General features: G+C 37.2%; 23 protein-coding genes and 2 tRNA genes. 2 read left to right on the forward strand and 23 right to left on the reverse strand.

Going from position 1 to position 22,156, the window contains the following annotated elements; genetic code table 11:
* Positions 1 to 282: 282 nt before the first annotated feature.
* The 18 genes from lysS to spoIIE form a co-directional block, all read right to left on the reverse strand.
* Positions 283 to 1,767: a lysine--tRNA ligase gene (gene lysS, locus JOC83_RS18575; protein ID WP_205188930.1), complete on the reverse strand. Its 1,485-nt coding sequence runs from the start codon at positions 1,765 to 1,767 to the stop codon at positions 283 to 285.
* A 119-nt stretch (positions 1,768 to 1,886) separates the two neighbouring features.
* The gene (gene dusB, locus JOC83_RS18580) at positions 1,887 to 2,888 is read right to left on the reverse strand and encodes a tRNA dihydrouridine synthase DusB (RefSeq protein WP_205188883.1); all 1,002 of its coding nucleotides are present in this window, start codon (positions 2,886 to 2,888) and stop codon (positions 1,887 to 1,889) included.
* A gap of 26 nt (positions 2,889 to 2,914) precedes the next feature.
* Positions 2,915 to 3,133 (reverse strand): helix-turn-helix domain-containing protein, encoded by a 219-nt coding sequence (locus JOC83_RS18585; protein WP_205188884.1) that lies wholly within the window; start codon positions 3,131 to 3,133, stop codon positions 2,915 to 2,917.
* Positions 3,085 to 3,612 (reverse strand): 2-amino-4-hydroxy-6-hydroxymethyldihydropteridine diphosphokinase, encoded by a 528-nt coding sequence (folK, locus tag JOC83_RS18590; RefSeq protein WP_205188885.1) that lies wholly within the window; start codon positions 3,610 to 3,612, stop codon positions 3,085 to 3,087. The genes JOC83_RS18585 and folK overlap by 49 nt, the downstream gene beginning before the upstream one ends.
* Positions 3,613 to 3,972: a dihydroneopterin aldolase gene (gene folB / locus JOC83_RS18595; RefSeq protein WP_205188931.1), complete on the reverse strand. Its 360-nt coding sequence runs from the start codon at positions 3,970 to 3,972 to the stop codon at positions 3,613 to 3,615.
* Between the two features lies 1 nt (position 3,973).
* Entirely contained in the window at positions 3,974 to 4,822 is an 849-nt protein-coding gene (gene folP, locus JOC83_RS18600; RefSeq protein WP_205188886.1) for a dihydropteroate synthase, read from the reverse strand.
* A 16-nt stretch (positions 4,823 to 4,838) separates the two neighbouring features.
* Positions 4,839 to 5,696 (reverse strand): aminodeoxychorismate lyase, encoded by an 858-nt coding sequence (gene pabC / locus JOC83_RS18605; RefSeq protein ID WP_205188887.1) that lies wholly within the window; start codon positions 5,694 to 5,696, stop codon positions 4,839 to 4,841.
* Positions 5,697 to 5,698: 2 nt separating this feature from the next.
* Positions 5,699 to 6,280 carry an aminodeoxychorismate/anthranilate synthase component II gene (gene pabA / locus JOC83_RS18610; protein ID WP_205188888.1) on the reverse strand — a complete coding sequence of 194 codons (582 nt, stop codon included), beginning with the start codon at positions 6,278 to 6,280 and terminating at the stop codon, positions 5,699 to 5,701.
* Complete coding sequence (pabB, locus tag JOC83_RS18615) at positions 6,277 to 7,698, reverse strand: aminodeoxychorismate synthase component I (protein ID WP_205188889.1); 1,422 nt, start codon at positions 7,696 to 7,698, stop codon at positions 6,277 to 6,279. Before pabB ends, pabA begins: the two co-directional genes overlap by 4 nt.
* A gap of 229 nt (positions 7,699 to 7,927) precedes the next feature.
* On the reverse strand, positions 7,928 to 8,869 hold the full coding sequence (cysK, locus tag JOC83_RS18620) for a cysteine synthase A (RefSeq protein ID WP_205188890.1): 942 nt from the start codon (positions 8,867 to 8,869) through the stop codon (positions 7,928 to 7,930).
* A gap of 162 nt (positions 8,870 to 9,031) precedes the next feature.
* Complete coding sequence (gene hslO / locus JOC83_RS18625; RefSeq protein WP_205188891.1) at positions 9,032 to 9,910, reverse strand: Hsp33 family molecular chaperone HslO; 879 nt, start codon at positions 9,908 to 9,910, stop codon at positions 9,032 to 9,034.
* 38 nt (positions 9,911 to 9,948) lie between these two features.
* Positions 9,949 to 10,722, reverse strand: a complete 774-nt coding sequence (locus JOC83_RS18630) for a type III pantothenate kinase (protein WP_205188892.1) — start codon at positions 10,720 to 10,722, stop codon at positions 9,949 to 9,951.
* Positions 10,723 to 10,857: 135 nt separating this feature from the next.
* Positions 10,858 to 12,792, reverse strand: a complete 1,935-nt coding sequence (ftsH, locus tag JOC83_RS18635) for an ATP-dependent zinc metalloprotease FtsH (RefSeq protein WP_205188893.1) — start codon at positions 12,790 to 12,792, stop codon at positions 10,858 to 10,860.
* An 88-nt stretch (positions 12,793 to 12,880) separates the two neighbouring features.
* Complete coding sequence (gene hpt / locus JOC83_RS18640; RefSeq protein WP_205188894.1) at positions 12,881 to 13,420, reverse strand: hypoxanthine phosphoribosyltransferase; 540 nt, start codon at positions 13,418 to 13,420, stop codon at positions 12,881 to 12,883.
* Between the two features lie 28 nt (positions 13,421 to 13,448).
* Positions 13,449 to 14,828 carry a tRNA lysidine(34) synthetase TilS gene (gene tilS / locus JOC83_RS18645; RefSeq protein WP_205188895.1) on the reverse strand — a complete coding sequence of 460 codons (1,380 nt, stop codon included), beginning with the start codon at positions 14,826 to 14,828 and terminating at the stop codon, positions 13,449 to 13,451.
* Between the two features lie 110 nt (positions 14,829 to 14,938).
* Positions 14,939 to 15,910 carry a protein kinase domain-containing protein gene (locus JOC83_RS18650; RefSeq protein ID WP_275580457.1) on the reverse strand — a complete coding sequence of 324 codons (972 nt, stop codon included), beginning with the start codon at positions 15,908 to 15,910 and terminating at the stop codon, positions 14,939 to 14,941.
* Complete coding sequence (locus JOC83_RS18655) at positions 15,891 to 16,625, reverse strand: vWA domain-containing protein (RefSeq protein WP_205188896.1); 735 nt, start codon at positions 16,623 to 16,625, stop codon at positions 15,891 to 15,893. Before JOC83_RS18655 ends, JOC83_RS18650 begins: the two co-directional genes overlap by 20 nt.
* Positions 16,626 to 16,698: 73 nt before the next feature.
* Entirely contained in the window at positions 16,699 to 19,176 is a 2,478-nt protein-coding gene (gene spoIIE / locus JOC83_RS18660) for a stage II sporulation protein E (RefSeq protein WP_205188897.1), read from the reverse strand.
* Positions 19,177 to 19,524: 348 nt separating this feature from the next.
* On the opposite strand from spoIIE, the gene JOC83_RS18665 reads away from it, so the two are divergent.
* Together JOC83_RS18665 and JOC83_RS18670 are read left to right on the forward strand one after the other, a co-directional pair.
* Positions 19,525 to 19,598, forward strand: a tRNA-Met gene (locus tag JOC83_RS18665).
* Positions 19,599 to 19,615: 17 nt separating this feature from the next.
* A tRNA-Glu gene (locus JOC83_RS18670) sits at positions 19,616 to 19,687 on the forward strand.
* A gap of 191 nt (positions 19,688 to 19,878) precedes the next feature.
* Here JOC83_RS18670 and JOC83_RS18675 read toward each other — a convergent pair.
* The 5 genes from JOC83_RS18675 to JOC83_RS18695 all read right to left on the reverse strand — a co-directional run bounded on the left by JOC83_RS18675 (position 19,879) and on the right by JOC83_RS18695 (position 22,141).
* The gene (locus JOC83_RS18675; RefSeq protein WP_205188898.1) at positions 19,879 to 20,373 is read right to left on the reverse strand and encodes a S1 domain-containing RNA-binding protein; all 495 of its coding nucleotides are present in this window, start codon (positions 20,371 to 20,373) and stop codon (positions 19,879 to 19,881) included.
* Between the two features lie 89 nt (positions 20,374 to 20,462).
* On the reverse strand, positions 20,463 to 20,825 hold the full coding sequence (locus tag JOC83_RS18680) for an FtsB family cell division protein (RefSeq protein ID WP_239583637.1): 363 nt from the start codon (positions 20,823 to 20,825) through the stop codon (positions 20,463 to 20,465).
* A 12-nt stretch (positions 20,826 to 20,837) separates the two neighbouring features.
* Complete coding sequence (gene yabQ, locus JOC83_RS18685; RefSeq protein WP_205188900.1) at positions 20,838 to 21,461, reverse strand: spore cortex biosynthesis protein YabQ; 624 nt, start codon at positions 21,459 to 21,461, stop codon at positions 20,838 to 20,840.
* Complete coding sequence (gene yabP / locus JOC83_RS18690; protein ID WP_205188901.1) at positions 21,458 to 21,763, reverse strand: sporulation protein YabP; 306 nt, start codon at positions 21,761 to 21,763, stop codon at positions 21,458 to 21,460. Before yabP ends, yabQ begins: the two co-directional genes overlap by 4 nt.
* A gap of 114 nt (positions 21,764 to 21,877) precedes the next feature.
* Positions 21,878 to 22,141: a S4 domain-containing protein gene (locus JOC83_RS18695; RefSeq protein WP_205188902.1), complete on the reverse strand. Its 264-nt coding sequence runs from the start codon at positions 22,139 to 22,141 to the stop codon at positions 21,878 to 21,880.
* Between the last annotated feature and the right edge of the window lie 15 nt (positions 22,142 to 22,156).

Here is a 22,156-nt window from a genome sequence, read left to right on the forward strand (position 1 = left end):
GTTTGTCGCTTTGTTCAGTTTTCAAAGTTCAACCGTCGCTCAGAAGCGACTTTACTATCATATCAAGTTGTCTACTGTATGTCAACAACTTTTTTGATTTTATTTTTCGTCATCGTTTTGTTTTCCCGACAACGAATATTAATATAACAAATGTTTTTTTGAAACACAAGAGAAATAAAAAATGTTGTAATATTCTAATTTCAAAGCGGTCAACATAACGACTTTTCCGTCGAAAGCTTTCCTCTATATAAAAAAGAAGAGCTGATAAACAGCTCTTCTTTTTTAACGGTGACGCATTTGAGGGAATAATAATACATCTCGAATAGATGGTGAGTTTGTTAATAGCATAACTAATCGATCAATACCGATACCTAAACCACCTGTTGGAGGCATACCATATTCAAGCGCCTCGATAAAGTCATCATCCATTTCATGCGCTTCATCGTTACCTTGCTCTTTTTCTTTTAATTGTGCTTCAAAACGCTCACGTTGATCAATTGGATCATTTAGTTCTGTAAATGCATTTGCATGCTCACGAGCTACAATGAATAATTCAAAACGATCTGTGAAACGAGGATCTTCTGCATTCTTTTTAGCTAAAGGTGAAATTTCTACCGGATGTCCGTAGATGAATGTAGGTTGAATTAACTTTTCCTCAACCTTTTGTTCAAAAAATTCATTCACAATATGACCATATTGCATATGATCATTAATCTCTACATTATGTTCTTTAGCCAATGCTCGTGCTTCTTCTACAGATGTTTCTTTCCAGAAGTCTACACCCGTATGTTCTTTAATCGCATCAACCATGTGAAGTCTTGTCCACTGTGGAGATAAGTCGATTTCTTGGTCACCGTATTGAACGCTTGTTGTACCTAAGACTTCTTGGGCGATATGAGCAATTAAGTTTTCTGTTAAGCTCATAATATCTTTATAATCAGCATAGGCTTCATAAAGTTCGATCATCGTAAACTCTGGGTTATGACGCGTTGAAACACCCTCATTACGGAATACACGACCGATTTCATATACTTTTTCTAATCCACCTACAATCAGGCGCTTCAAATGTAACTCAATTGCAATACGCATATATAATGTCATATCTAACGCATTGTGATGAGTAACAAACGGACGAGCAGATGCACCACCCGCAATTGAATGCATCATTGGTGTTTCTACTTCTAGGTAACCATGATTATCTAGGTAACGACGCATCGATTGAATGATTTTACTTCTTAAAATAAAAGTTTGCTTGCTTTCTGGATTTGTAATCAAATCTAAATAACGCTGACGGTAACGTTGCTCAACATCTTTTAACCCATGATACTTATCTGGTAATGGTCGAAGAGCTTTTGTAAGTAAAGTAAATTCTTTTACTTTAATTGATAACTCTCCTACCTTTGTTTTAAACAACACACCTTGGACACCTACAAGATCTCCAATATCAGCCGTATTAAAGATATCATAGGCTTCTTCACCAATTGCATCTTTTCTTACATATAACTGAATTTGGCCTGTTAAGTCTTGGACATGCGCAAAACCTGCTTTACCTTTACCACGCTTTGTCATAATACGACCAGCTAAAGATACAGGAATCTCTTTTTCATCTAACTCTTCTTTTTCAATCTCATTGTATTGATCAAATAACTCTTGTGATGTGTGTGTACGTTCAAATCTTGCACCAAAAGGATCAATACCATTTTCTCGAAGATTGTTCATTTTGTCTCGACGCACAAGAAGTTGGTCATTTAATTCTTCGTGATTCATCATCTACTCATCTCCATGATTTATAATAAGGGGTTTTTCCAAACAGAAAAAATGCCAGTTTATCACTGGCAATGCATCCTCTTCTTTAGAGGTATTATAAAATTAGTCGTTTCTTTATGTCAAATAGCTTGAATGTTATTCGCTTCTCTCGTTTCTACTTCTTCTACAAGATTATCAAGTAAAACAGCTAATTCTTCACGTGTATTGCATTCATTAACAGCGTTACGCACTTTCGCATTTCCACGTACATTTTTTAAATACCACGCTGCATGCTTTCGCATCTCACGTACCGCTACGTGTTCACCTTTTAAGTCAATTAAGCGATCTAAGTGTAGCTTACATACATCCATTTTCTCTCGAACAGAAGGCTCTCCCATCAATTCACCTGTTTCAAGGTATTTTACTGTTCGATAAATCATCCATGGATTACCTAATGCAGCTCGACCAATCATCACGCCATCTACACCTGTTTGTTCAAGCATACGCTTAGCATCTTGTGGAGTTTCCACATCACCATTACCAATAACAGGAATAGAGACAGACTCTTTTACTTGTTTAATGATATCCCAATCTGCACGACCTTCGTACATTTGTACACGTGTTCGACCATGCAGTGCCACAGCCTTTCCACCTGCACGTTCAACAGCTTGAGCATTTTCAATGGCAAAGATATGATCCTCATCCCAACCGGTGCGCATTTTTACTGTTACAGGCTTATCGACTACATCTACTACAGCAGAGACCATCTCATAAATCTTATTAGGGTCTAATAACCATTTTGCACCTGCATCACATTTTGTGATTTTCGGTACCGGACAGCCCATATTAATATCAATAATATCTGCTGTCGTGTTTTTATCTACAAATTTAGCTGCTTCTACAAGCGTGTCTTTTTCACCACCAAAGATTTGTAAACTCAATGGTTTTTCACGTTCATCAATATAGAGCATACCCATTGTTTTAGCATTATTATATAAAATAGCTTTATCGCTAACCATTTCAGCACATACTAAACCAGCACCAAACTCTTTTACCGTCAAACGAAAGGCAGAGTTACATACACCTGCCATTGGTGCTAATACAACGGGGTTTTTCATTGTGATATCTCCAATTTTCAACAATGTAAAATTCTCCTTTGTTTGTGTTGTTATCTATTTTGAAGTTCTTCTGGTGTTAATTCTTGGACACTTACATTTAACACATCCGAGATCTGGTAAAGGAGCTTTTCTTCAGGAATTCGATTTCCACGTTCAATTTCTCCTAATACAGATACAGACACCCCTAACACTTTCGCGAAGCTTTCTTGAGTAAATCCTTTTAACTTTCGAAAAGCCCGAATACGTCTTCCCCATTTTTCCGCTTCCATACAGTTACTCCTTCTCGATCTTCTAGTTTATCTATTAAAGTCCGTATTTCTTGAGCATGGTTAGGAATCGAGAGCAGCGGGTTTAATTCAAGTAACGGAACCATCACAAAAGCTCTCTCTAACATTCTAGGATGTGGAACTTTTAGCCTTTCTGTTTCAATATTTTCTTGGTTGTAAAGTAAAATGTCAAGGTCTAGAGTTCGAGGACCCCATTTCATTTCCCTCTTTCTCCCAGAATCTAATTCGATTTGTTGCAAAACAGAAAGCAATTCATTAGGAGATAAAGAAGTGTTTAACTCAATAACCATATTTAAAAACCGATTCTGATCTGTATAGCCAACTGGCTCTGTTTCATAAATAGACGAGCCATTTATTACTTTAATAGCGGAATGTCTCGCTAGTGATAGAACCCCATGTTTTAGGTAGTAAAGACGATCTTCAATATTTGAACCCAACGCTATATATGAGATATTTTCCATTTAGCGACTCCTTTTAATTTCAACTGCAACTGAGTCATAGTGTCCGCGAATCGGAGGGTCTGGCTTGTATACTTTCACCGTACAAGACTGTATGAGCAGGTAACCAGAAAGTATTTCTTGGGCAATTGTCTCTGCAATGGATTCGACTAATTTAAACGTCTTTCCTTCGACAATTGATTGACACGTGTTATATAAGTCTGCATAACTTACTGTTTGTGCAAGGTCATCTGTTTCACCAGCTTTTTGTAAATCCAATTCGACCGTTAAATCCACATTAAAACGTTGACCTAGCTTATTTTCTTCCGCAAATACTCCATGATAGCCATAAAATTTCATATTGTGAACAAAGATTTTATCGATGTTAAACCTCTCCTTTTCCAACAAGTACATCCATCATTTTAGCAAACCGAGAAATTTCTAATACATCATGAACGCGTGTAATATGGATACCTTTTGAGATTCCCATTCCAACCGTAGCAGCGGTTCCTTCCATCCGCTCATGGGGAGGGAGGTCTAGTACTTTTCCAATCATCGATTTACGAGATGTTCCTAGCAAAATAGGATAACCGAGTGTCGAGAATTGATCTAAGTTTCTCATCACCTCTAAGTTTTCATTCATTCCCTTTGCAAAACCGATGCCAGGATCTAGAATAATTTGATGGTCTTGAACACCTGCTTTTTTTACAATCGTAATGCTCTCATATAAATCACTAATCATATCTGGGATAAGGTCCGTATAATCTCGACTTTCTCTATTGTGCATAAGAATGATAGGAACCCCATAAAAAGCAGCAACTTCAGCCATTTTAGGATCTGCTTTTGCTCCCCATACATCATTAATAATATGAGCCCCTGCTTCAATAGCCTGTTTCGCAACCTCAGCTTTATATGTATCCACCGAGATTGGCACATTAATATGCTGAGATAACGCTCGAACAACAGGAATCACTCTTTCTAATTCCTCTTCTTCAGAAACTGTTTCAGCTCCTGGTCTTGTTGATTCTCCACCTACATCAATAATATGAGCCCCTTGCTCCACCATCTGTTTTGCATGAGCAATGGCTTGATCAATTTCATTGTACTTTCCACCATCGGAAAACGAGTCAGGAGTAGCGTTTAAGATACCCATAATTAACGTTTGATTTTTATAATTTAACGTGTAATCGCCACATGTAATGATTTGTTCATCTACTAAAGGTTTTACAATCATGTATGCTATTCCCCTTCTATAACTGTTCTCGACTCCACAAAGAAACGGTACCTCTCTTATAGAGTTGTTGTAATGTATAGGTTAGCGTTCCTTCTCCCGTTTTAAACGATGTTTCACCGATATTTTTAATAGCAAAAATTTCTTGAATGGAATTTGTCATAAATACTTCATCGCTTCTTAACAAGTCATCTAACCGAAATAGACCTTCTTCTACTTTAATGTGTTGTTTTTGCAACATACGTAAAATAAATTGACGGGTAACTCCATTTAAAATACCAGTGTCAATTGAAGGAGTATAGACTATACTTCCTTTTACGAAGAACAGATTGGATACAACTCCTTCTGCCAGGTATCCTTCTTTTGTCAAAAAAATTCCCTCTTTACTCATATCACTACCAACTTCTCGCTTGGCAATGACATTGTTAAGGTAGTGATGAGATTTTAATCTTTCTTTACCTTCAGGGGAATTTCGTCGAGTCTCAAGAAGAACCCCCTCTTTCATAAGGAGGGGGGATGTAGAAGGAATAGACTTTAAATAAAAAATGGTAGATGGTTGTTCATAGTTTTCTACCTGCAAACCGATTTCTCCGATACCTGCAGAAACATTTAAACGTACATAAGCATTTTTTATCTCATTTTTTTCTAATAGCTCTCTTATGATTGCTATAATATCTTCTCTGGAGTAAAACCAGTCAATCTGTAAATCCTCTAAGCCTTTACGTAGTCTAGATAGATGGTCATCTAATAAAAACGGGTGACCGTCGTATATACGAAATGTTTCAAACAACCCTAGTCCGTACATGTATCCATGATCAAAAGGTGAAATAACGGCTTTTGACTGCTGAACAATTTCACCATTGATATATATATACATTGTTACACTTCTTTCTTTTGATAAGTTTCGATGAAGTTCTGTAGCATTTCTTTTCCAAATGACGTCATAATGGATTCTGGATGAAATTGTACTCCTTCAATCGGTAATGTTTTATGACGAAGAGCCATAATCTCTCCTTCTTGTGTCCATGCTGATATTTCAAGACAATCCGGTAGCGATTCTTTCTCTACAATTAACGAATGATATCGTGTTGCAACTAGCGGATTCTCTAATCCTTTGAACACCGTTTGGTTATCATGATGAATCTCGGATGTTTTTCCATGCATTAATCGTTCTGCACGAATCACCTTACCTCCAAACACTTGCCCAATTGACTGATGACCTAAGCAAACACCGAAAATTGGAATCTTTCCTGCAAAGTGCGCAATCGCTTCTAAGCTAATGCCCGCTTCATTTGGACTACAAGGACCCGGAGAAATCATTAAGAAGTCTGGGTTCAACTCTTCAATTTCTGCAAGCGTAATTTCATCATTTCGCTTTACGACTAACTCCTGGCCTAGCTCACCTAAATATTGTACTAAATTAAAAGTAAATGAATCATAATTATCAATCATTAAAATCATCTCTTCTCACCCTCACTCAACTCATTTTCGCTCAACTCTTTTGCTTTCCATAAAGCAGCAGCTTTCTTTAATGACTCTTTATATTCATACTTTGGATTAGAGTCAATCACAACTCCTGCTCCTGCTTGAACATACGCTTGTCCATTCTTTACTAACATCGTTCGAATGGCAATGTTCAATTCTAAATCTCCGTTAAAACCAATCCAACCAATGGACCCGGTATAAATACCTCTTCTTACTGGTTCTAACTCCTCAATGATTTCCATTGTTCTAACCTTTGGAGCACCTGTGATGGTACCGCCAGGAAAAACAGCATCTACAATATCAACAAAGTCTTTATCCTTAGCCAATTTACCTTTGACATTGGACACAATATGCATCACATGCGAGTATTTTTCAATAACCATAAATTCATCAACATGTACGCTTCCATATTCACAAACCCGTCCAATATCATTGCGCTCTAGATCTACTAACATCACATGCTCAGCTCGTTCTTTTTCGCTTTGAATGAGCTCATTAGCTAATGCGAGGTCTTCTTCTTCTGTTTTTCCACGAGATCTTGTCCCTGCAATTGGTCGTGTGCTAATTTCGTCTCCAGCCTTTTTAATCAATAGCTCTGGAGAACAACTAACAATATGAAATTCATCTGTTTGCATATAGGACATATATGGAGATGGATTAATCTCTCTTAACTTTTCATAGATATGCATAGGATGTGTACGTAAAGCCTGAGACTGTCTAACTGATAAGTTCACTTGAAATACATCACCTTGGGCAATGTAATCATGAATTTTCGTGACAGCATCTGAAAAATAGGACTCTGACATAAACACATTCGCAGAATCGTTTTCTTTAGATGCAGGTTCATACTGTGGCTCATACGATTCACTGCTCATCCATACCTTTTTATAACGTTGAATACGACTTTGTGCTTCTTCTTTCTGATTAACAAGATCATTTGTCATGATCCATAGTTTTTCATTAACGTGATCATAAACAAATACATCTTGAAAAACAAGAAAATAGATGTCTGGTAATTCAAGGTCATTTTCTGCACACTCTGGCAAATGCTCCACATATCGGATGTAATCATAGCTAACGTAGCCTATTGCTCCCCCTTGAAATGGAGGCAGCTCATCATTGTGTACGGTCTCATACTTTTTCATCCATTCTCTCATAGAATGAAGAGGATTACCTTTTACCGTAGACACTTTATTGTTCTCTACAATACGTAATTCTCCGCTTTCACCTTTTAAAGTCGCAATTGGCGTTAAACCTATAATGTGAAACATTCCTCCACGTCCACTTTCAAGAAGGATATGGTTTGTTTCTCTTTCTGATAACTGTTGATATTTTTGAAACCACTTATCTTTAGGAATATAAATGGGCTCTCCCCAAGTCATTCTTTGCTGCATCTCGTCACTCTCCTAAAAACAAATCACCTACTAGTTATTTTACATGATTTAAGGTCTTTATTCACTAAAGTAAGAAAAAAACGGGTTTGCCTCAAAATGAAGAAAAAATCTCAACTTCAGACAGACCATAAAATCCCTCGCTCATTCAATCCGTTGCATTCAAAGGATAGAAGAGAAAGGGATTTTATTTAAACATTTATGGATGTTAAAGGCTTATAGCATAACTTTATTATTTCTGTGTTTGCTGCTCTTCGAATTGATAAAGCGGCGTACTTAAGTAACGCTCACCATTACTAGGGATAATAGCTAGAACTTTTTTACCTTTACCTAGCTGCTTCGCTACCTTCAATGCTGCTGCAATGGCGGCACCCGATGAGATTCCACCTAGTAGTCCTTCTGTCTTAGCTACTTCTCTTGCATATTCAAATGCTTCTTCATTTTTAATCGCAATAACACCATCGTAAATTTGCGTATTTAAAATATCAGGTACAAAGTTTGCACCAATTCCCTGGATTTTATGAGGTCCTGGTTGGCCTCCACTTAAAATTGGGGAGTCTGCTGGTTCAACCGCATACAACTTAATGGTAGGATACGCTTCTTTTAGAACTTCACCAGCTCCTGTGATTGTTCCTCCTGTTCCTACCCCTGCAATGAATGCATCTAATTGGTCACCCATTTGCTCGACAATTTCTTTACCTGTTGTATTGCGGTGAACTTTTGGATTCGATTCGTTTTGGAATTGTTGTGGCATAAAATAACCATGCTCTTTTGAAAGTTCCGTCGCTTTATTTACAGCACCTTTCATTCCTTCTGGACCTGGGGTTAACACTAACTCAGCTCCATAAGCTCTTAACAAGTTACGACGCTCTAAACTCATTGTCTCAGGCATAACTAAAATGGCACGATATCCTTTCGCTGCCGCTACCATCGCTAAGCCAATACCTGTATTTCCACTTGTTGGCTCAATAATTGTATCTCCTGGCTTTAACGATCCTGTTGCTTCTGCATCTTCAATCATTGCTAATGCAATACGATCTTTTACACTGCTTCCTGGATTCATAAACTCCAGCTTCAAATAAACCTCAGCTGAATCTTCTTCTACCACGCGATTTAGCTTAACAATTGGGGTTTGACCAATAAGTTCTGTAATAGAATTTGCTACACGAGCCATGATATCACTCCTAATTCCGACTATTTTTATTGAATTTGTATCAAATTTATCAATTATTTTCTAAATTGTCAATCATTTTGACTTGTTATTCTTAGTTCTCTTTTACTATATGACAGAACATCTAAAAAAATAAATAAGAGTGCGTCAATACGCACCCTTATTTTACATTGCATTCTCTTTTAGTTCTTCAAGCTCTTCTTTTGAGAATTGGTATTTTTCATTACAGAAATGGCATTGTGCTTCCGCTTGCTCATCTTCTTCAATAATTGATTGAATCTCTTCTTTACCTAAACTAATAAGTGCATTCGAGATACGCTCACGTGAACAGTGACAACGAAATTCTACTGGCATTTTCTCTAATACCTTTACGTGCTCTTCACCTAATACTTCAAAAAGAATCTCTTCTGGTGTTAATCCCTTTTGAATCAATTTAGAGATAGGCTCAATTGTGCTCAATCGCTGTTCAATGATAGAAATGGTTTCTTCACTTGTCCCAGGCATTAATTGAATAATAAAGCCACCAGCTGCTAGGATTGTGTTATCTGGATTAACCAGCACACCTACACCAACTGAAGATGGAACTTGTTCAGAGGATACGAAGTAATAAGTAAAATCCTCTCCTAGCTCACCAGATACAATTGGGACTTGCCCTGTGAAGTTTTCCCTCATACCAATATCTTTTACAACGGTTAACATACCCGTTGTACCAACCGCTCTAGCTACATCTAGTTTTCCTTGCTGATTTAAATCGAAGTGAGTCTGTGGATTTGTCACATACCCTCTTACATGTCCCTTAGCATCACTATCCACTAAAATGGGACCGATTGGGCCACCGCCTTCGATTTTAATGGTTAGCTTATTCTCACCTTTTAGCATCGCACCCATCATCACACCAGCGGTCATCGCACGGCCAAGTGCCGCTGATGCCGTCGGCCACGTATAGTGACGGCGCTGTGCTTCTCCGACTGTATCTGTTGTTCGAACCGCATACGCTCGAACCTGATTGTCATAAGCTAACGCTTTTATAAGATAATCGCTCACTGAATATACACACCTTTCCTACTTCTCATATTATGTAGTTATTCTTGCTCCATGTTCTTTGTATAAATGAGCTGTAGTCCTTTTAACGTAAGAAATGGATCTACTATATCAATTACATCAGATTCCTTTGCAATAAGAGTTGCTAGTCCACCTGTTGCAATAACTTTAGGTTTTACATCTGACTGTGCTTTCATTCTCGAAACAATACCTTCTACTTGTCCTACGTAGCCGTATAAAATACCTGCCTGCATAGCTGTCACTGTATTTTTACCTACAATACTACTTGGACGAGCAATTTCGATTCTAGGTAGCTTTGCCGCTCTTGAATATAACGCCTCAGTTGAAATGTTAATACCAGGGGCAATAGCACCACCCATATACTGCTTTTCTTCGTTAATGTAACAATAGGTTGTGGCTGTACCAAAGTCTACGATAATAAGAGGGCTTCCATATAGATGAATACCGGCTACAGCATTGACAATACGGTCTGCTCCTACTTCTCGAGGGTTCTCATATTTAATGTTCAACCCTGTTTTAATACCTGGTCCAACAATTAACGGCTTTAAGTGAAAGTATTTTTGACACATACGCTCAAGAGAAAACATAATTGGAGGAACAACTGAAGAAATAATAATACCATGAATATCACTAAACGTTAGTCCCACATGCTCAAGAAGTGCTTTAACAGTCATTCCATATTCATCTTCTGTTTTATTACGACTTGTTTCAATTCTCCAATGGTACTTCAATTCATCTCCATCATACACACCTAACACTGTATTCGTATTCCCAACATCCAATACAAAGATCAACTTAATCACCACTCTATTTAATTTCGATAATTATACTGCCACAATCATACCACAACTAGTAAGTTTTCGTGCAGCTTTATCCTTGCTTATGCTCATTAACAATAAAAAAGGTGCCCCATGAAGGGCACCTTTTGATTACTCTTTATCTTTCGTTTCTTCGCTCGTTTCCTCTTTTGGTGTTTCTTCCTTTTTTGTTAAGATGTTTACCTTTACATCCTCTTCACTCTTACGTGTACGTTCAGGAAGTTTACCATGGTCCACTAAATGCTTAATTTGTTCTGCATCAAGTGTTTCCACTTTAAGAAGTGTTTGAGCGATAAGCTCTAATTTATCACGGTTTTCTGTTAGAATCTTAGTCGCACGCGCATAAGATTCTTTAATAATACGTTGAATTTCAAGATCAATCTCGTGTGCAATTGCATCACTGTAGTTTTGCTCACTATTAATATCGCGACCCAAGAATACTTGACCTTGTTGAGCCTGCCCAAACTGCATTGGTCCAAGCTTATCGCTCATACCATATTCAGTTACCATGCGACGAGCAATACTTGTTGCACGCTGGAAGTCATTGTGAGCACCTGTACTCACTTCACCAAAGATAATTTCCTCAGCAACACGACCACCAAGTAAACCAACAATCTTATCAAGTAGCTCTGGCTTTGTCATGAAGTAACGATCCTCTTTTGGTAACATAACTGCATAACCACCAGCTTGACCACGTGGAACGATTGTTACTTTATGAACCATATCAGCCTCATCTAATACTACTCCGATAATTGTATGACCCGCTTCGTGATACGCCACGATATTACGCTCTTTTTGAGAGATAACGCGACTTTTCTTTGCAGGACCTGCAATCACTCGGTCTGTTGCTTCATCGATATCTGACATATCTACCTTTTTCTTATTTTGACGAGCGGCTACAAGAGCTGCTTCATTCAATAAGTTTTCAAGGTCTGCACCTGAGAAGCCCGGTGTACGTAAGGCAATTGTATTTAAGTTCACAGATTCATCTAACGGCTTATTGCGAGCATGTACTTTTAATACTGCTTCACGGCCATTCACATCAGGGCGATCAACCGTAATTTGACGATCAAAACGTCCTGGACGTAATAATGCAGGGTCTAAAATATCTGGTCTGTTTGTTGCAGCTACGATAATAATTCCTTCGTTTGCACCAAATCCATCCATTTCAACGAGTAACTGGTTTAGCGTTTGCTCACGCTCATCGTGACCACCACCAAGGCCCGCTCCACGTTGACGACCTACAGCATCAATTTCATCAATAAAGATGATACAAGGCGCATTCTTTTTCGCATTTTCAAATAAATCACGAACACGTGATGCCCCTACCCCAACGAACATCTCTACAAAGTCAGATCCACTAATAGAGAAGAATGGTACGCCAGCTTCACCAGCTACCGCTCTCGCTAATAGCGTTTTACCAGTACCCGGAGGTCCTACAAGTAGTACCCCTTTTGGAATACGAGCACCTAACTCTGCAAATTTTCGAGGGTCTTTTAAGAACTCTACTACTTCAACGAGCTCTTGCTTTTCTTCATCAGCACCTGCTACATCCTTGAATTTCACTTTTTTCTTCTCTTCATTGTAAAGCTTCGCTTTACTCTTACCAAAGTTCATAACACGGCTACCGCCACCTTGAGCTTGGTTAAGTAAGAAGAAGAATAAGATAAAGATGATGACAAATGGAATAATAGATGTGAAAAATGTTACCCACCCACTTGTTTCTTCAGCAGGTTGAATATCTACTTTCAGTGCACCACTTTCAGCAGCTGTATCGATGCGTTCTAATGCTCGATCACCATCTGCGATATAAGTAACAAATTCCTGATCTTTATCATACGTTTGTAATTTACCACGAACTTCATATACTTGTCGTTCTGGTTTTAGTTTTAATTCCGTTACTTCACCTTTATCAAGGTTTTCAACGAATGTATCGTAACTCATTGGCTCAGTTTGTTGATTAGAACCGCTAAAGAAACTCACTACGCCAATAATTACTAAAAATATAAGTAAATAAAAGATGGTATTACGGAAGATCCGATTCATTCCTTACCTCCTCCCATGATAGAGAACATTATTTCCAATAGTATCATAGAAAAATTATCCTATACAACAAATTGCTCTTTTAATGATTTTAATTACTGTAAACTTCAGGCTTTAGCACCCCAATATAAGGTAGGTTACGGTATTTTTCTTGATAATCTAAACCATACCCAACGACAAATGCATCTGGTACATTAAACCCAACATAATCTGCTTTAATGGCTGCTTTACGACCTGATGGTTTATCTAAAAGCGTTACAATTTTGATTGATTTCGCTTTACGATACTTGAATAGTTCAACTAAATAGCTAAGTGTTAAGCCACTGTCGATAATATCTTCAATAATAAGGATATCTCTACCTTCTACTGATGTATCTAAATCTTTTAAGATTTTGACCTCACCCGATGAAACCATTGCATTTCCATAACTTGAAACATCCATGAAGTCCATTTCTAAATATGTATCAACGCGTTTTAACAAATCAGACATAAAAGGCATTGCACCCTTTAATACGCCAATCACTAATGGAAAGCTTTCTTTGTACTCTTCCGTTAGTATTTTACCCAGATCCTTAATTTTTTCTTGAATTTCTTCTTCAGAAATTAAAATTTCTTTAATGTCTTGATTCATATGATTACTTGCCTCCTAGAAGTTTTAGCTACTTATAGTATAAAATAACATATCTTTGATCAAAATGGTCCTCCTTCTCATAAATCGACTTTTTTAAGCCAGGTAACCAAATGATCTCACCAGAACCATCTTCCACAACCGGCCATATGTCTCGCGCAGATAAAGGAACTTTATTATCAATAAAAATATCCTTTACCTTTTTGCGCCCATTCATGCCTTTAATTGTCATTTTATCACCTTGGTGGCGTGTCCTTACAATTAAAGAATCACCGAGTTGACTAAACCCTAAAACAAAAACATCGTTTCCTTTTATGTATGGCCGTACATTATGTATTTCACAAATGATTTTTTTGTTATTCGGAAGATGGACATAGCCTGGTACGTTTAACACATATCGGTAAGGTTTTACTTTTTCCTCTTCAAATGTGAACAGACAATCATTATAGGAACGAATCACTTTTAAACCATTTGGAAAATGTAGTGTCCCTGATGGTTGCTCACTTTCAAGCAATAACACAAGGCTATCAATATGAGTTGAGGAAAGATTTTGAGGAATTTTTTTATAAAGATATCTTAATATTAGTTGAATCCCTCTTCTTTGTAAAGGTTTCCGCATTGTGAGAAATCCATTCCTTTGAAGAATTACCTGATTTTCTCCTTGCTTTTCCATTACTTTATTCATGGCCTTCGCTGTTAATTCCTCTAAGTATCGCTGATCATCGTCTAAATCCTCACTAAAACGCTGAATCTTCTCGTGTACGACAGGGTTTTCCATTTTAAAAAATGGTAAGACTTCATGACGAAATCGGTTGCGCGTATAATCCTTTTTAGCATTACTAGGGTCGATTCTTGGTTGTAAATAAAACTCTTTGCAATATTGAAGAATTTCCTCTTTAGTTACAGATAAAAACGGACGAATAATATGACCAGTTGCAAAAGGACGCCTTGGTTTTATTCCAACATATCCTTCCATGGTGCTTCCTCTAGCTAATCGCATTAAAATGGTTTCAATTTGATCATCTCCATGATGCGCTAACGCAAGCAAATGACTATTATACTTTTCCATTATCTCTTGAAAAAAAGCATAGCGACACTCGCGAGCAGCTAGTTGAGCTGATAGCTGATGTTCTTTCTGGTAAGCCTCGACATGAATTTTTTTCCCTTCAAAGCATACACCGATGGATTGACAATATTGCTTCACATATTCCATATCTTCCTCAGAGCCTTTTCCTCTAAACATATGATCGACATGAGCAACAACAAGTTCAAGGTTCATTTCTTCTCTTTTGCTCCACAGGAAATGAAGCAACGCTAAAGAATCAGGTCCACCCGAAACACCTATGACAATCCTTGAATGACTTGGTATCAGCTTATGCTTACGAATAAAGGAGTTTACCCGTTCTTTCAATGTTAACCATTCCTTACGTAGGGAGATATATTAAATGTACCATTAATTTTGTATATACGAATAAAACTTTAACAAGTTTCACAAATTCGCTTTATTTATTCATCCCTACACTATAGCACTTGAAAGAACAAATACAAAAGATACATAAACATGACTGATACAAACAACAGACACGTTTCTAATACATGTATTCTTTTTCGTTTTACTTTTACTTTTTTTCGTGTTGCAGACCGCTGAGTTCGATTTGTAGCTTTCATGCTAGACGATGAGTGTTGACTTTGTGAATGCGCCCCTTTCAATCCAAGAACGATGTCATTTTTCATCTCTTCAGCTGAGCTATATTTACCCTCTATGGCTTTTTGAATAGCTATACGGTAAGGAGCAAGGGATGACTTTGATAAAAGAGCTTTCTTTAGTTGCTCTCTCACCAGGTCTTGTTTTTCAAATCGTTTACCATGAGCAGCATGCAACATAATCATCGCAACCGCAAATAAGTCATACGAAGGCTCTGCTTTTCTAGTTCCAAGTCCCCAATGTGCTCGATCGTAAAAGTCTGTGAACTCTTTTATGGAACGTCCATGCAATGTTGTGCCACCTACGTCAAGCCAACGAACACTAACAGGGTTAGCTGTTACCACTAGGTTCTCAGGCTTTAAATCACCAAATGTCCACCCAGCTTGATGTAGCTCATTTAAATTGCTGAGTAACTGAATAGCAAAAACACCAATCCATTCTACCCCTCTATTTTTAATAAAAGATAAAAAGGGCTCACCTTTTATATATTCCATGACATAAAACGAAACCTGATGAGTAGAGATTTTCCAATCATCGACATCTAATAAAGAAGGTCCAAGGACTTTTCCATGGACCTTTGAAAGGTGTTTTAGAACATTTACTTCTGCACTAACAGACATGCTTTGGAAGCTAAACTTTAGTGCAGCAAGAGATTGGTCTTGTTTTTCAACTAAATACACAACTCCTGTTGCGCCCATACCAAGCATTTTCAACACTCGATACGAATGTTGATGCCACTTCCCTGTAATCGTTGTACCGACCCGAAGGTTACATACCTGATTCTTCAATGTATTCACCTTGTCTCAACAAACTCCTTAAAGAGCGCTTTTTATTAAAATGGTAGACAGCTTCTTTAATAGCTGGACCTGTTGGTGTAATACCTCCTGCTGTAAGCTTTGGAAAAACAGTAGATAAAGATTCTAGTTTAGGATTCCAATCCATTAGCTTTTCAACATCTTTCTTTTTCCCTGGAAATAAAAAGATAGAAAACAGGTTATTACCTAATCTAGCATTTAAGCTTAAAGATAGATCAAGCAATGCTTCTTTAACTGTTGGTAGCTTTGTCTTCATACTTCCACTCATATCAACTAAAATAAGAATCTCTAAATCAACAGTTTCACCAAGCTCATCCACCACTTCCATGATCTCTCCACGTTTTTCTGGCGATAAATCATCCATTTTCACTTCTGAGCCTAAAATTTGTTGTAATTCTTTATTAATGACCCCTTGAAGTGTTTGAGTCATCGCTTGTCTTGTCACCATTTGAACAGTTTGAGAAAGCTGCTTCACATAAACAACCTGACTCACACCGCCACCAGACATTGCAATACCATCAATTTCTTTCATACTTTGTTCATCTATAATGTCTTCTTCCATCACACCAATAACATTTACCGTAATGCCTTGCTCTTTCGCTAGGGCAGCCATTGCAACAGGATCTTCGCCCGTATTCGATCCTCCGTCTGTAATTACTAGCATTTGCTTAAGCGTACCTTTTTTCAATTAAATCCCCTCCTACGTATCGTTATTAACAGCTTAGACGAGGATGATTGAAAATATACGTAGGAAGAAGCGCTTATAGCGCTTTTTTACGCTGTCCGTATGCAGGGATTGATGACCACTTTGGTGTATTATGTTGTACTTTTGCGACTACAATGGTCATATCATCTTCAATGATGCCTGATCGTGTACGAATCACTTCCTCCATGATAAGATCGGCTATTTCTTGTGGGTCTGTTGTTTCAAGCTCACTCACCTTGCGCTTCATCCACATCTCATAGTTCTCAACATGCTTCGGTCCTTCAAACACGCCGTCGCTCATCATAATGAGAAGGTCTCCTGCTTTCATTTGTTCACTTACTACATCAACATCAAAGTCTTCAATAATTCCCATTGGTAAATTGCTCGCTTGAACTTTAATAACTTGATTCGCTCTTTTAATAAAGCTTGGAGTAGATCCAATTTTCAGAAATTTAACGTTAGCATCTTGTAAATCAATCATTGCTAAATCTAATGTCGAAAAGATTTCATCATTGGTTCGTAAAGAAAGAATAGAATTAACAGATTTGATAGCAATCTTCTCTTCGATTCCTGTTTGTAAGATTTGTTTAAGAAGCTGTAGCGTTTCACTGCTTTCATAGTGCGCTCTCTCACCATTCCCCATTCCATCGCTAATGGCAATGGCATACTTACCTGCATTAAGTTCAATTGTAGAATAACTATCTCCAGATACAAATCCACCACCTTTAGCAGCATGAGCAATACCTGTATCTACTACATACGCCTTGGTAGAGCCAAATGATACATGACAATACCCTTGAGGATAAGTAGCACAGTCTTCATGTTTGACGACAATCGATTCTCCTAGAATATCTGTCAACATTGGCGCAATAATTTTTTCACACTCGCCTCTTCCATGACAGTATGGAACCCACATTTCAATGTCTACATTTCCAGGTTCTAGACTATAAAGCTCAATTTGGTTAATTTCCATCCCAAAGTTTCTTAGTGCATCAAGAATTTGCTCTTCTTGAACATGTAAATTTTCTCGCTCACGTTTAATTTCTTTTGCAAAGTTATTCATGACTTGTGATACGCCTAATAATTGTTCGGCTACAATTCTTCTACTTTCTTGAATTTGATGCTTTAACTTTTGGTTAACACGAAAATTTGTTAACTCTTGTTCAATCACATCAATTACTTTCTTCGACTTAATGCAGTGCTTGTCCAGCTCTCTCGTTAATCTTGTATTATACTGCAATGTATCCTGATCAATTTCATGCATCACTTCTTTCATATAATGATAGGTTGTATCAAATTGCTGAGCCCAGCATTGATCTTTTTTAAAGCAGAATTGACAAGTCCGTTCAGTGACATTACTTAAAAAATAGTCCATTTCTTTATGTTCATCGCGATCGTCTTCATAAAATCCATTTTGAGAAAAACTTTTTGATAGTGCTTGAAATACATTCGAGAATTGCTCGACACGATTAGCCGTCACATCTCGTATTTTCCTCACGTACTGTTGTTGTTCTAAAGTATGTTCGGTTGTCCCTGGTATTAACTTACTTATATTCTTTGTAATCAGCTTTGGTGTAAAGAGAAATAACGTCACGGAAACCAAAGATTCATATAAATTCATAGAGAGTAATTGATTATTTTGCCCATAAAGACCTATCAATAGCGTTCCAACAAGTAATCCTATAGAGGTCCCAATTTTTTTACCTTCTTTTAAGAGGCCTCCAAGTAAGCCCGAAAACGCAAGCAGGCTCATTTCATATAAACTTCCTATATTAGCAAAACTTAAAATTAAACCCGTCACAACCCCTACTGTAGAACCCATCGTTGCTCCAGCTACAAATGCAAATACTAAAACAAGATACCTTGATAGAATATGTTCCACTGACAATCCATAGATACTCCACCCTATCGTTCCTGTCATAACAGAAGCTAACAAGATAATTAAACAAATAACTTCTTCCGTTTTTAATGATTGTTTTCTCTGCCTTTGTGAAATCAGTGGAATACTCTGTAAAAAAATCATTGTTAAAATAAAGCTAAGACCCGCTTCAATCGTTACGAATGTAAAATCATATAATGTGATTTGTTGAGTGAGCACATAGAACATACCTATTTTTGTGAGTAGCATGGTGAAAAACACTAGAAAAGGTAACTTTTTGGCCGGCTCTAAACTTATCATTCCACTAAGTCGATACACCACTAAGAATAAAAAGAATGCGCAAATTAAGAGCAGGCCATTTTGAATGGATAAGCTAAATGCCCCAGCTAAAACTGCTAGCCCTGCTAACGCTGATTTTTCTCTTTTCATCACATAAACAGCCGCGAAAAATGGTAAAGCAAAGGGCATAATTTTCATTAAGATAAGAGCTCGTCCTAATAGAAACCCTACGATAAGTAATAATGCACCCCAATGAAACAACACCTTTTCTGTTTTTAACCCAAATTGTGTAATGTAACGTGAGAACTCTAACCGCGTTCGATTAAATATTGCCTCCGTTGCCGGACTTGCATAGTTTCCCTCTGTTTTTTGCATATTTACACCACCCGCTAATTATACTTATTATTTATTATAGCTAGCTTGTCTCTCATTTTTTGTCAAAACAAGCATCCTGATTAAAGAATCGTTCGACTATTTTCTAGATATAAATCAATAAATATACAAATATACCGAGCATTTTGCGAATATGCGTGAGAAATATGGGATAATTTCAATAAAAAAAAAGAAAAATAAAAAACGTTTTACGGTATAAATCACTGCTTGTAGAATAAATATGACGCTCTTAGAATTGAATGACATGATTCAAAGAATATTCCCCAAAAATCATTGACACATAGAATAAATTTATGTATGATAATAAATGTCTTTTCTAGTTTCTATCATGGCGGTGTAGCTCAGCTGGCTAGAGCGTACGGTTCATACCCGTGAGGTCGGGGGTTCGATCCCCTCCGCCGCTACTTTATAATTATATTATGGCCCGTTGGTCAAGCGGTTAAGACACCGCCCTTTCACGGCGGTAACACGGGTTCGAATCCCGTACGGGTCATCTTTTGAAGACGCATGTTTTACATGTGTCTTTTTTGTATGTTATTTTCTTCTATACAAAACGGACCGTCGTTTTAAATCTTATAAAAGCTAGATTTATACGACGGTCCGTTTTATGGAGTTAAGTTAAAAAACCCACGTTTTTTAACTATATATTTAGGACTTGCTATTTATTTAAATATAAGCAACAAGTTAGCCTCTTTTCGCTCCGCGTCCACCTCGTTTAGATTCAGTATGACGCTTCAGGGAAGATAAGCGATCTTCGCTATCTTTCAGAAAACGACTCATTTTTTGTTCAAATGTTTCTTTCGGGCGATATTCGTTGCTTCTGTTACGCGGTGGTCTTGAATCACGTGAGCGGTCTGGACGCCCACCTTGACGCGCTGGACGATCTGAACGTTCTGAACGTTCTGGACGATCTGAACGTTCTGGACGTTCCGTGCGTTCTGGACGATCTTTCGCTTTCTTAATTGAAAGTCCAATCTTACCATCTTTTTCCACATTAATAACTTTAACTTCTACTTCATCTCCAACCTTAAGATGATCGTTAATATCTTTCACGTAATTATCAGCAACTTCGCTAATGTGAACTAAGCCTGTTGAGCCTTCTGGCAGCTCCACAAATGCTCCAAAATTAGTAATACCTGTTACCTTTCCCTGTAACTTGCTGCCTACTTCAATTGACATAAAAAAAATGCTCCTCCTTAAAATGATAAAAGAAATCAATTTATTATATTATACAAAAAGCAAAAATGCACTGTCAACGCGCCATGTTGTTAGTCACTTTTTATATTGAAGATAATTTCTCCTTCTTCTGAAAGAAAATAATCTCTTCTTGCAATTTTTTTGATGTATTCTTCATCATTCAATTTCACAATTTCATCTTCTAACTGCTTTTGCTTTGACTCTAGCTTTGTTAACTGTTGCTCCAGCTTTTCTTTTTCTAACTGCTTATCTTCAATCGTCGATGCTTGTGTAATAATTGTTGAAACCATCGCAATTGAAATGATAAATGCTACAATACCAAAGACAGTGAGACGTCTTACGAGACCGACACGTCTTTTATGCACATTCTTTTTTTTCAGCTCTTGTTCAGTCATATAGTCCGAGTTCAGTTTCGTCACTTTCTCATCTTGCATGGCACTCACCTTTTACTCATCCCCCTTATTCTTAAAAGATTTTATCCATGCGACAACTCTCTGTTTCGTATTCTTTATTTTCTTCTGAAAACCTTCTATATACTTCCAGATATGACGAAAGAATTTTTTGACACGACCAGGCATCATTCTCCAAATTAACAAGCTTACCCACTTAAAAGGAGTAAATACTACTTTCATCATGACCTTTAACGTCGAAATAAGTAATTTATACAAGGCAATTACACAAAGAATAATCACATGAAGGAGCCACCGAATAGGCTTGACCAAAAATACATTAAATAGAGATAAAATAAAACGATACAACCTTACAAAGATTGATACTAGTAATTGAAGGACCTTCAAATATAGTTGTTTGAATAGACTTTGATACGCAGCAAATCCACATAATAGTGCTAAAAATGCATAAAAGCGTAGCTCTCCTTCGTTCACTTGAAACAACACATAAAAAATACATAATGATTGCAAAATCCAAAATAAAAAATCATTGATAAACGTTAACCAATGAGCAATTTTAGAGCGATTAAAAAAGTAACGATACGTATCGAGGGCAGCTCCTAAATAGCTGCCCATTGAAATCATTGCAATCATTGTATAAAATTGGATATTTAAACTCATCGGAACAACTTGCTAAAGAATCCTTTAGCTTTCTCCGATTGTTGTTCATCTAAATAAACTATATCAAAAATTTTGCCTTTAATCGATACAATTCCCTTTTCAACATCCAAATTTTTCATTTGAAGGTTTTGACCTCTTACCGATAAAAAGCCCATAACCGTCTCTAACAAAAATTCTTCGTTATCAAAGCTCTCTACTTGCTTAACTCCTGTAATATCTAACAAACGACGACCCTTCATCACCAAATCATGATTTGGCGTTTGGTCTTTATTGGCTGTTCCCATCTCATAATATTGACTCATTTTCATCCCCCATCTCATCAATCGAGAACGTTCATATAGCTCTCATATTATCTTGTTTAAACATATGAGGGAGAAAATTATTTTAGAACAAGCCTACTTTCTAGAAAGTAATAACTATTCTGCCGTCACTCTTTCCTCTTTTACAACAGAATACAGGTTGTTTGCTTCTTCTTTTTTAGCTGTTTCTTTTAACGATTCCACTTTCACTGTTACCACTTTCGTTCCGAATTGGATAGCAAGTTCATCTCCTTCTTTCAAGATAGAGCTTGCTTTAGCGACTGTTCCATTAATGGTGATTCGACCTTGGTCTGCCACTTCCTTTGCTAATGTACGACGTTTGATTAAACGAGATACTTTTAAAAACTTATCTAGCCTCACTTCTTTTTCCCCCTT

Origin of the sequence: Priestia iocasae, assembly GCF_016909075.1 — a bacterium.
Taxonomy (GTDB): Bacteria; Bacillota; Bacilli; order Bacillales; family Bacillaceae_H; genus Priestia; species Priestia iocasae.

What these genes read in the sequence shown, in the direction of transcription:
- pabA (WP_205188888.1), bottom strand. Translation starts at nt 6,280, where the DNA reads ATGATTTTAATGATTGATAATTATGATTCATTTACTTTTAATTTAGTA.
- spoIIE (WP_205188897.1), bottom strand. Translation starts at nt 19,176, where the DNA reads ATGCAAAAAACAGAGGGAAACTATGCAAGTCCGGCAACGGAGGCAATA.
- pabC (WP_205188887.1), bottom strand. Translation starts at nt 5,696, where the DNA reads ATGTATATATATATCAATGGTGAAATTGTTCAGCAGTCAAAAGCCGTT.
- folK (WP_205188885.1), bottom strand. Translation starts at nt 3,612, where the DNA reads ATGGAAAATATCTCATATATAGCGTTGGGTTCAAATATTGAAGATCGT.
- yabP (WP_205188901.1), bottom strand. Translation starts at nt 21,763, where the DNA reads ATGAGTCAATATTATGAGATGGGAACAGCCAATAAAGACCAAACGCCA.
- yabQ (WP_205188900.1), bottom strand. Translation starts at nt 21,461, where the DNA reads ATGAGTTTAAATATCCAATTTTATACAATGATTGCAATGATTTCAATG.
- ftsH (WP_205188893.1), bottom strand. Translation starts at nt 12,792, where the DNA reads ATGAATCGGATCTTCCGTAATACCATCTTTTATTTACTTATATTTTTA.
- cysK (WP_205188890.1), bottom strand. Translation starts at nt 8,869, where the DNA reads ATGGCTCGTGTAGCAAATTCTATTACAGAACTTATTGGTCAAACCCCA.
- pabB (WP_205188889.1), bottom strand. Translation starts at nt 7,698, where the DNA reads ATGCAGCAAAGAATGACTTGGGGAGAGCCCATTTATATTCCTAAAGAT.
- folP (WP_205188886.1), bottom strand. Translation starts at nt 4,822, where the DNA reads ATGATTGTAAAACCTTTAGTAGATGAACAAATCATTACATGTGGCGAT.
- lysS (WP_205188930.1), bottom strand. Translation starts at nt 1,767, where the DNA reads ATGAATCACGAAGAATTAAATGACCAACTTCTTGTGCGTCGAGACAAA.
- JOC83_RS18585 (WP_205188884.1), bottom strand. Translation starts at nt 3,133, where the DNA reads ATGGAAGCGGAAAAATGGGGAAGACGTATTCGGGCTTTTCGAAAGTTA.
- JOC83_RS18675 (WP_205188898.1), bottom strand. Translation starts at nt 20,373, where the DNA reads ATGTCAATTGAAGTAGGCAGCAAGTTACAGGGAAAGGTAACAGGTATT.
- JOC83_RS18680 (WP_239583637.1), bottom strand. Translation starts at nt 20,825, where the DNA reads ATGCAAGATGAGAAAGTGACGAAACTGAACTCGGACTATATGACTGAA.
- hpt (WP_205188894.1), bottom strand. Translation starts at nt 13,420, where the DNA reads ATGAATCAAGACATTAAAGAAATTTTAATTTCTGAAGAAGAAATTCAA.